This window comes from Geoglobus sp. (genome assembly GCF_054018175.1).
Genome location: NZ_JBPLZQ010000055.1, coordinates 21,611 through 30,483, shown reverse-complemented (window position 1 = coordinate 30,483; position 8,873 = coordinate 21,611). Strand labels below are relative to the sequence as shown.

Genomic DNA, 8,873 nt, shown 5'->3' with positions numbered 1-8,873 from the left:
AAAGGAGCTCGAGCAGGAACTCAGAATCCGCGAGAAAATCCTCCAGTACCTCCTCGACAACAACATCCGCGAGTTCAAGGAAGTCGCGAGAATCATCCAGTCCTACCAGATAGAACCTGAGAAGGTGGTGAGGAGCCTTGGTATTCAGGAATGAGAACTACATGACCAAGCTCGCGTACAAGTGGTTTGGTGACAGGGCGAGGAGGAATCTGGCCAGCTATTACGAGCTCGGACAGAAACTCCAGCAGGCAATGATAAACATCCCGCCCGATGTGTACATAGCAACCCAGATGCTGTTTTCCGTCATACTTGCGGTTGTCGGTCTGATCATTGGAGCGTTCGTTGCGATCCTCGTGTACTTCTTTGCGGAGATCCCGACATTCAACATCTACTTCCCGGAACCGTTCCTCAGCTTCTGGCTTCAGTACCGGAAGATCTTCATAAGCATGTTTCTCGCCCTGCTGATTGCGGTTGTTTTCTACATGATTGGTCAGTTCATTTTCAAGGTGTATCCCGGATACATCGTGAGCGACAGGAAGAGCAAGATTGACAAGCTTCTTCCAAACGCAGTGACGTTCATGTACTCTCTCAGCCTCGGAGGGATGCCGCTGATCCAGATTTTCAAGGCAATTGCCAGTTATGAGGATGTCTACAACGAGCTGGCAAAGGAATTCGAGAGAATAATCATGGATATAGAGGAGCTCGGAGAGGATCTCAGGTCTGCGCTCAATAAGGCCATGGAGCTCACACCGTCCAAAAACCTTGCAGACCTGATTCAGGGGCTCATCACAATAATAGAGAGCGGTGGAGACGTTACCGGGTACTTCAGAGACAGGTCGGACTACTACCTTGAAATGGCCAGGCAGGACCAGAAGAACTTCCTCGACTTTCTGAGCCTCATGGCGGAGAGCTACATAACGGCGTTCGTTGCAGGACCGCTGTTCCTGATAATCATTCAGACGGTTATGGCAGTCATGGGTGAGGGAGATCAGAATCTCCTGTATGCCGTGGTTTACATGATCATCCCGGTCGGAGCGTTCTTTTTCGCGGTCGTCATAAAGCTGATCAGCCCCGTAGAGTCGGGGAAGGCGCCGATTATAGAGGAGAAGGGCAGGATCGAAAGAGACATAGACGATGAAGTGATGAAGAAGTGGAAGTCGTGGATGCTGAGGAAGAGACTGTCTCCCAAGCGCCTCCTGCTCGAATATCCATACTCGGTTTTCGCGGTTTCAGTCCCACTCTCACTGGCTTTCATGTTTTACGGGTTCATGGTTTACCCGTTCACCCCCACGATTGACTGGCTCTTCAACGTTGACGATTACATCTTCATAGGCCTCATTATCGCCCTTCTGCCCTATGCCATTGTCTATCAGATTTCCAGAAGGAGAATCAACATGGTTCTGAAGCTAACTCCCGTGTTCCTGAACAGGCTCGCGTCGATGAACGAGAGCGGTATGACAATCTCGAGGGCGATAAAGACTCTCGCAAAGACTGACACGAGCCCTCTTGCAAGTGAGATACAGCTCATAGACAAGGATCTCGACTGGAACGTCAGCCTGGTTGATGCTCTCATAAGGTTCGCCAACAGGATGAGGACGTTCGAGCTCACGAGGACGATGGTCCTGCTGGTCGAGTCTCTCAGGAGCACGCCCAACGTCACAGAGGTGCTCAGAATCTCGGCAAAGGACGCGAGCAACGCAGAACTACTCAGGAGGGAGAGGATCAAGAACATGTCGATGTACGTCATGATAATCTACATCTCTTTCTTCGTCTTCATAGGGATAGTTTACATAATATCGTCTACATTTCTATCTGTCCTCGCCGAGAGCACGGCAAAAATGGCGGCCAGCGGTGGCGGGTTTATGGGGCTCGGCACGATAGACGAAGAGTTTTACAGGGGGATCTTTCTCCACGCGGCGGTGTTTCAGGGGCTATTTGCAGGCCTTGTAGCTGGAGTGATGGGGGAGGGAGACTTCTCGTCGGGTGTGAAGCACTCCCTGATAATGCTGGTCTTCGCGTACGTGCTGTTCACGATGTTCATTTAACTCTGTTCTTTCAGTGAAAGGAACACGGCCGATAGGACGAGAACCGCACCGAGCAGCTGCACGGGAGTCAGGGCTTCGCTGAACGCGAGAAATCCAACTGCACCAGCTGTCACCGGCTCTATCAGGGCTATCACCGGCCCCTTCTCCACCCTCACCCTCCCCATCCCGTAGCTGAGGAGGATGAACGGTATTGCGGTCGGAATGAGACCGAGCCCCATTGTGAGGAGTGGGTCGCCGAACTCGAACCTGAAAAGCGGGGCGAGCATGAGCGTTCCGATCAGGAGGTTCGAGAACGTTATTCTGATCGGACTGTAGACCTTCCCGAGCCTGTTGAGCATTATAAACATCCCTGCGTAAACCAGCCCGGATATCAGTCCCGACACGATTCCAACGTTCAGTTCCTTTTCAGGGCTGAGCAGCAAATACAGTCCCGTTATTCCGAGGATGAGGGAGATGACCGATGTCCTCGTCACACCTTCCTTCAGCATGGCGAAGATCATTACGTAAACAGGCGCCATGTACAGCAGGAGGGCCGCCGTTGCTGCGCTCAGATAGGTTATGGCAGTTATGTAAAAGAAAACGACTGCAGTGTTCAGCACGCCAAGTATCACGAGCCCCCTGCTGAAGGCTGGTCTTTCCCCTCTGATGATCATGAACACGGTAACAAACAGAAGTCCGACGCTGACCCTGTAAAACGTGGCTGAGAATGGGGAGAGTTGAAGCGATTTGATGAAGTACGGAAGCGTGCCCATGAGCACGGCTGACAGCAGTACTGCAATCTCCCCCCTCATTCTGATGAGAATTTTTCAACAGGTATTTATTATTTCTGAGCCATGAAATGACAAGGGGGTGGTGGGCGCGCCTCCGGTCGACCCCTCGGACGGGAGGTTATCTCTCCCGGCCCCATCCTCTCCGCACCCCCGGAAGCGCCGAACGTCCGGGGTTAGCCTGCTCCCTTCCGGGCCTGGGCCGGTTCCCCCGGCAAACACGGCGGACATCCCCTCCGGGAAGCCCGGCCGTGACCGCCGGCCCTCCGGGACGGAGATTCTACGAGGCCGGGAGCATTCGCCTCCCGCCCTCCGGGCCTTCCTTCGGCTTCGGCCCCCGCATGACGACGGTTTCGGGTCACAGGGGACGCCGAACCCCCCGGCCTAGCCCACCGCAGTAAACTATGTGCAACTGATATAAAACATTATGCCCTCATCTTTTCCCTCACAAGTCTGGACAGGATTTTTCCCTCTTCTGTAAGGGCAACCTTCTCGCCGTCATAGGTTATGCACGAGCCCTTTTCGAGCGTGTCGAGGTGGTACCTCAGGATCTTCTCACTCACGTTGAGCTTGGAAAGAAGCTCTTCGAGAGTCTTCTCCCCGCTATCCAGCTCTACAAGGATTTTTCTTCTGATCGAGTTTGCTATCGCCATCTTGAATCTTCGCCTGTACTCCTCGGCCTTCTCAGGGGAGTCGGCCGAGATCCACTCGTCGAATTTCATGATCTGATATCTCTCAGATGCCGGGTTAAACCTTCTCCCTAAGTTGTTCAGGTCCGATGGGTTTTTATATTCTTGACGATTATAATATAATATGGCACGATACTATGAGCTCAGAGAACTTGAGGCCAAAGCTCCCAGATTATTTGGCATTCCCACCGGAACAAAGCTTGACGAAATGTTCTACAGAGTTGAAAGGGATGGAGACAGATATGTTAAGAAACCGCTCGGTGGAATCCCTCATCTCGCTGTGATGAACATAACGGGAGTGCCTGACACGGGCAAGAGCGTTTTTGCCGAGCAGTTTGCCGTAACCCAAGCCTCTCACGGGTATAAGGTGCTATTCGTCACCGTCGAGAGTCCTGCTCATTTCCTCTACACCGCGTTAAAGCAGAAGGCAGATGCCATGGGCGTGGACTTTTCGAAGGTCGAGGAAAACATCGTGGTCATCGATGCTGCAGAGAGTGATGAGATGCGGGAGAATGTTAGGGCGCTGCTCGATACAATGGCCTATGCAATAAAGGAGAAGAAGTGCACGAACGTAATCATAGACAGCATAACCGGCCTTTACGAGCACAAGGAGGTGATGGCCAGACAGATCGTCAGACAGGTCTTTAACTTCCTCAAAAAGTTCAGGCAGACGGGAATTCTGATCTCCCAGAAAAGGTCGGCCCAGGCCTCTGAGTCTGCTGAGGCTGCTGGAGGGCTGGCTGTCGCGCACATAGTTGACGGCACCATCGTTCTCGACAAGAAGCTGATAGAGTCGAGGTGGGACGTGAACCTTTACGGTCTCCCGCTGGGCGAGGTTCTCAGGACGGTGAGGATAGACGGCTGCAGGATGACTGCTCACGACAGCAGGACGTGGGTCTTCGAGATAACGGATGCCGGGTTGATAGAGATAATTTCTCCTCTGAGCGAGTATGTGAAGATGAAGGGGAGGGGGTGATGCATAGTGGAGGTTATTGCGAAACCGAAGGGAGGTAATGTGGACAGGATGGCTGAGAAGGTGTTTATGAAGAGTATTGAGCTGCTCGGGGGTTTGAAGAAGCTTGTGGAGTACAGGAACCTGACCTGGCTCCCGTCACTGGCAGAGGCGGCGTACGTGGTCGTTCTCAAGAACGAGGCGCTGAAGACTTATTCAGAGATCGCAAGGGAGCTCGGCATAACCGAGAACACCGTGAAGAACATAGCAACTGCAGACGAGAGCAGGGTCATGGAGTACATTCACGGCGAGCTTGAGGAGAGGCCGAGGGAACACATCGCTGGAGGGATAGCGAAACTCGCGTACAGAAATCTCAAGGAGAGTGGAGCACTCGACGAGGAGGTGGAGATGAGTCAGGACGTCATAGAGTCTCTCGAGATTGCCTGGGCAGTCATCGTGCTCTCAAGGATAAGGGGAATGCACTTCCCTGCTGGCAGAGGTGAGCTTGCTGAGAGGCTGAGCGGTATTGTGGTTAGGGAAAAGGGCAGAGAGTACAGGATTGAAGAGCTGCTGGAGAGGATAGATTATCCGGTGAAGAGTCCTGCTGAGTTGCTGAAAAAACTAAAGGAAGCAGCCACTTGATGTGAACAGCTATTTTTAACCTTTGTTTACTGTCCTGAGATTTGAAAATCTGCAATCCTTCTCAATCACCTCTGAGGATTGTTACCAGTGTACCCGCACACTCCACACCTCGGTGAATTTGATACCGGAAGCAGAGCGCCCCTCCCGCACTCGTGGTCTCCGGCACAGTCATCGCAGAGGTAGCAGCTCTGCCAGTCTTCTCCGTCACGACACACTGCGCAGACCCATACGGCATTTTTACCGCACCTGCACTTAAGATCTGGTGGCTCGTTTCTTGCTATGATTCTAACCTTACTGTGGATTTTTCCCATTCTTACGCCCAGAACTCTGAGTGTCAAGTCTGTAGGGCTTCCGAAATCGTAGGTGTAGTGGAATCTCATCTCCGGACTAAGAACTTCGCCGAGCGAAACGTCCATATCTCTTGCTCCGTGATTCAGACTAAAATCGAAACCGTCAGAGTAATAGCTAACACCATCAATCTCAAATGCACTCAGGTGTCCGCAGCACTCAAGCCACACGTCTCTCAGGAACCTGTCCAGATCCCTTAGCTTCGCATCCGACTCGATCTCTATGTGTAGCCAGTATTCTGGCTGAGATGCGTCTATTCTCAGGTGAAAGATTCTGGTCTCACCGTCGTTTTTCAGGTGAGATCTCAGGTGTCTCGTCATGCTCGCTTTGCTCAACACTCTGCTGCAGATGTAACACCTTCCTCTGCTGCTCATACATGTGTTCGATAAGTCTGGCGTATAATATGGGTTTTATTGTCATATCCACTGACATTAACAGAGCATGCTGTCTTGGGCAGATTGGTACAAATGGGCTTTACAAAGACTGGGGTTGAAGTATAAGCATGAGACCTTTGGAACAAGAAATGCGGTTGAAGGGTTCTTTTCTATTCTGAAGGGGAGAACAAAGAGGTTCTTTAACAGGTTTCCGTTCTACAGTTCCTTTGATTCCGTTCAGAGCTGGTTGGAGAGCTTTGTTGGGTTGTCTAATGTGGAGAGGTGGTTATTTTGGCAGCCCCGTAATAGAGTGCTCATAAAATGGATATATACTTTGCACGAAATTATAAATCTCGAGATCTATCTCAGTAGGTCTCCGGTGGTTGTTTCAATCATGGAAAAAACCGAGAAACCCAGATAAAAACCAAGACTCACCTGAAATTTAGTATGGGTCCGCCCGGATTCGAACCGGGGATCACTGCCTCGTAAGGGCAGCGTCATAACCACTAGACCACGGACCCGGTTTTGGAAGGGCTATAACTATGGGGTGACCTGCAGAATAAGAATTTTATGATATGAAGTTCAACTACCCATGGTGATGAATTATGCTGAGCTCGAGAATCGAAAACCTTGGGATAGGCATCAAGCGAGTTTATCCCGAGGACTGTCAGCTCTGCATTTCAGGGTACACCGGAAAGAGGTGCAGATACCTCAAGAAAATCGGCAGGGAGTTCTACTGCGTCAAGGACGCGGTAAAGGAGTTCGATAATAGGTTAATTTTCTAATTTTTCCCGTAAACATTTATATTCTCCTGTCCAAGTCACGTTATGATCGTTCACCCCATCGATTACAGGTACGGTACCGACCAGATGAAAAGGATATGGAGTGAAAGCAGCAGGATCAAAAGAATGATCTGGGTTGAGCTGACTCTTCTCAGGGTTCTATCCGAGCTGGGATACTTCAGCAGGGAAGAGTACGAGACAGCGAGAAAAAGGGCCCGGAGGGTGTCTCCTGAGAGGGTGAGGGAAATCGAGGCTGAGATAAAGCACGACGTGATGAGCCTTGTTAGGGCAATAACCGAGGTTGCCGGGAGTGCCGGCAGATGGGTCCACTTCGGCGCCACGTCAAATGACATAATCGACACCGCAGTTGCGACCCAGCTGAGGGACAGCCTGAAGGTGCTGGAAGCGAGACTCGTGAGACTGGTCGGGATTCTCGCAGAGAAGGCTGAGGAACACAGGGATACGATATGCCTGGGCAGGACACACGGCCAGGCCGCGCTTCCGGTTACTTACGGGTTCAGGTTTGCTCTCTGGCTTTCGGAAATTATGAGGCACTTCGATAGACTCCAGGAACTCAAAAAAAGGTTGCTCGTCGGTCAGATGAGTGGGGCAGTTGGCACTCAGGCATCTTTTGGGAAGGAGGGCCTTGAAATTGAAAGGAGGGTTATGAGGTACCTCAACCTTAAACCGGCTGAGATAAGCGCTCAGGTGGTTCCGAGAGACATTTACTGCGAGTACGTGGAGTTCCTCGCAAACCTGGCAACTACCCTCGAGAAATTTGCCCTCAACATCCGTCTATGGCAGAGGAGCGAGACGCAGGAGGTCTTCGAGAGGTTCGACGTGAGCAGGCAGGTTGGGAGCTCGACCATGCCACACAAGAGGAACCCCATTGATAGCGAGCAGATCTGCGGACTCGCGAGGGTAGTCAGGGGTTTCGTAGAGCCCCAGCACCAGTCGTCAATTCTCTGGGAGGAGAGGGACCTGACCAACTCGTCAGCTGAGAGAATAATACTGGTCGAGGCAACGATTCTTGTGGATCACATCCTGGTGAAAACCATAAGGCTGATGGAAAACCTCGAGGTTGACGCTGAAAAGGCGAGGGAAAATCTGGAGAAGCAGCTCGGGATAAACATGAGCGAAGCTCTCATGATCGCGCTGACGAAAAAGGGTGTTTCGAGGCAGGAGGCTCACGAGATACTCAGAAGGAATGCGATGAGGGCCTACGAGGAGAGCAGAGCGCTGAAGGATGTCCTTCTTGAGGATGACACGATTCTCAGGTATTTGAGCCCCGAAGAGATTGAGGATCTGCTAAAGCCGGAAAATTACCTGGGAACTGCCAGGGAGAGGATAGATCTGGTCGTAAAAAAGGCGAGGAAGCTGGTTGATGAGTGCATTTAACCGGTGACGATGTTCTCGACCGCATTCAGCAGATCTACACTCATCTTTTTTGGATGGATGCTGAAGCTCTTTTCGGGCTTTACGAGTTCGAGCACGGCAGGGGTTGTTATTTTCCACGGGTCGCCGAGGTAACCTGCAACCTCTATGGCCTTTGCGTATCTCTCGCCATCCACAATGAATGCCTTTCCGGGAGTCACGGCGATGACTGCGTCTACGTCCAGTGAGCTGCAGCTGGGTGCTGAGACGTTGCTTGACGACTCGATAATCACAGCATCATGCCATTCAACGATTCTCCTCATCCAGTAATCACAGTACGTTCGCGACTTTTCGACGATTCGCTCGAACTCCGTGTATTCTATGTGTTCTGTTCCAGCTTTCTTCCTTATCTCGCTCCACACTTCTTCGAAGAAATCGGGAAACCTGCCCCATTCTGGTTCTATTTCGTAAACTCTGACATTGCCGTCTCTATCTGTAATCCTGAGGGCTGCGAGCTGGGAGCTGACGGATTCAACGCTCAGGATGTTCCACCCAACCTTCTCCGGATCGAGGGGTGACATGACCGTGCATATCGGGTTGATCTCCTCCACTCCTTCCGGCAAGCTGAACGTGGATTTTACCTTCAGGGCGTCACCGCTCACAGGAAATCCGTACTCCACGCTCTTCGTCAGCACAGTGTAATCGTTCCAGGCGTTGAATGCCGCAATGGGCTTGATGTATCCGACGTCGAACCCCCTATCTCTGAGGTGCCTCATTACTTCAACCGTCGTTGTTGTTTTGCCCGAATCGTGCTGCAGCAGACCGACCACCAGGATTGTGCCGCCCATCAGAGCTCGTGCTCTCTCCCTGATTTTATCTGTTTCCGGGGTTGCAGCCGAA

At 51.7% G+C, this 8,873-nt stretch carries 10 protein-coding genes, 1 tRNA gene, 1 other RNA gene and 1 pseudogene; 7 read left to right on the top strand and 6 right to left on the bottom strand.

The window, feature by feature from the left end:
• The first annotated feature begins 25 nt into the window (after positions 1 to 25).
• Positions 26 to 154 carry a hypothetical protein gene (locus tag ACXJJC_RS04505; protein WP_456369642.1) on the top strand — a complete coding sequence of 43 codons (129 nt, stop codon included), beginning with the start codon at positions 26 to 28 and terminating at the stop codon, positions 152 to 154.
• Positions 138 to 2,045 carry a type II secretion system F family protein gene (locus ACXJJC_RS04500; protein ID WP_456369639.1) on the top strand — a complete coding sequence of 636 codons (1,908 nt, stop codon included), beginning with the start codon at positions 138 to 140 and terminating at the stop codon, positions 2,043 to 2,045. Before ACXJJC_RS04505 ends, ACXJJC_RS04500 begins: the two co-directional genes overlap by 17 nt.
• Here ACXJJC_RS04500 and ACXJJC_RS04495 read toward each other — a convergent pair.
• The 3 genes from ACXJJC_RS04495 to ACXJJC_RS04485 form a co-directional block, all read right to left on the bottom strand.
• Positions 2,042 to 2,836: an EamA family transporter gene (locus ACXJJC_RS04495; protein WP_456369638.1), complete on the bottom strand. Its 795-nt coding sequence runs from the start codon at positions 2,834 to 2,836 to the stop codon at positions 2,042 to 2,044. The genes ACXJJC_RS04500 and ACXJJC_RS04495 overlap by 4 nt on opposite strands.
• A 59-nt stretch (positions 2,837 to 2,895) precedes the next feature.
• An RNA gene (gene ffs / locus ACXJJC_RS04490) (signal recognition particle sRNA) lies at positions 2,896 to 3,207 on the bottom strand.
• Positions 3,208 to 3,237: 30 nt separating this feature from the next.
• A complete protein-coding gene (locus ACXJJC_RS04485; protein WP_456369637.1) occupies positions 3,238 to 3,534 on the bottom strand; it encodes an ArsR family transcriptional regulator in 297 nt (98 codons plus the stop codon).
• Positions 3,535 to 3,625: 91 nt separating this feature from the next.
• Between ACXJJC_RS04485 and ACXJJC_RS04480 the strand changes: the two genes are divergently transcribed.
• Entirely contained in the window at positions 3,626 to 4,477 is an 852-nt protein-coding gene (locus ACXJJC_RS04480) for a KaiC domain-containing protein (RefSeq protein WP_456369636.1), read from the top strand.
• 6 nt (positions 4,478 to 4,483) lie between these two features.
• Entirely contained in the window at positions 4,484 to 5,095 is a 612-nt protein-coding gene (locus ACXJJC_RS04475; RefSeq protein WP_456369635.1) for a KaiC associated regulatory domain-containing protein, read from the top strand.
• A 65-nt stretch (positions 5,096 to 5,160) separates the two neighbouring features.
• Here ACXJJC_RS04475 and ACXJJC_RS04470 read toward each other — a convergent pair whose 3' ends face one another.
• Positions 5,161 to 5,817, bottom strand: a complete 657-nt coding sequence (locus tag ACXJJC_RS04470) for an IS1096 element passenger TnpR family protein (RefSeq protein ID WP_456369634.1) — start codon at positions 5,815 to 5,817, stop codon at positions 5,161 to 5,163.
• 85 nt (positions 5,818 to 5,902) lie between these two features.
• Here ACXJJC_RS04470 and ACXJJC_RS04465 point away from each other — a divergent pair.
• Positions 5,903 to 6,100 (top strand): annotated as a pseudogene (locus ACXJJC_RS04465) (IS6 family transposase); the annotation flags it as partial.
• Positions 6,101 to 6,265: 165 nt separating this feature from the next.
• Here the strand turns inward: ACXJJC_RS04465 and ACXJJC_RS04460 are convergent.
• Positions 6,266 to 6,338: transfer RNA gene (locus ACXJJC_RS04460), tRNA-Val, on the bottom strand.
• 84 nt (positions 6,339 to 6,422) lie between these two features.
• Here ACXJJC_RS04460 and ACXJJC_RS04455 point away from each other — a divergent pair.
• Positions 6,423 to 6,602 (top strand): hypothetical protein, encoded by a 180-nt coding sequence (locus tag ACXJJC_RS04455; protein ID WP_456369633.1) that lies wholly within the window; start codon positions 6,423 to 6,425, stop codon positions 6,600 to 6,602.
• Between the two features lie 42 nt (positions 6,603 to 6,644).
• Entirely contained in the window at positions 6,645 to 7,997 is a 1,353-nt protein-coding gene (gene purB / locus ACXJJC_RS04450; RefSeq protein ID WP_456369632.1) for an adenylosuccinate lyase, read from the top strand.
• Here the strand turns inward: purB and ACXJJC_RS04445 are convergent.
• Complete coding sequence (locus ACXJJC_RS04445; RefSeq protein ID WP_456369631.1) at positions 7,994 to 8,821, bottom strand: hypothetical protein; 828 nt, start codon at positions 8,819 to 8,821, stop codon at positions 7,994 to 7,996. The genes purB and ACXJJC_RS04445 overlap by 4 nt on opposite strands.
• Positions 8,822 to 8,873 lie beyond the last annotated feature (52 nt).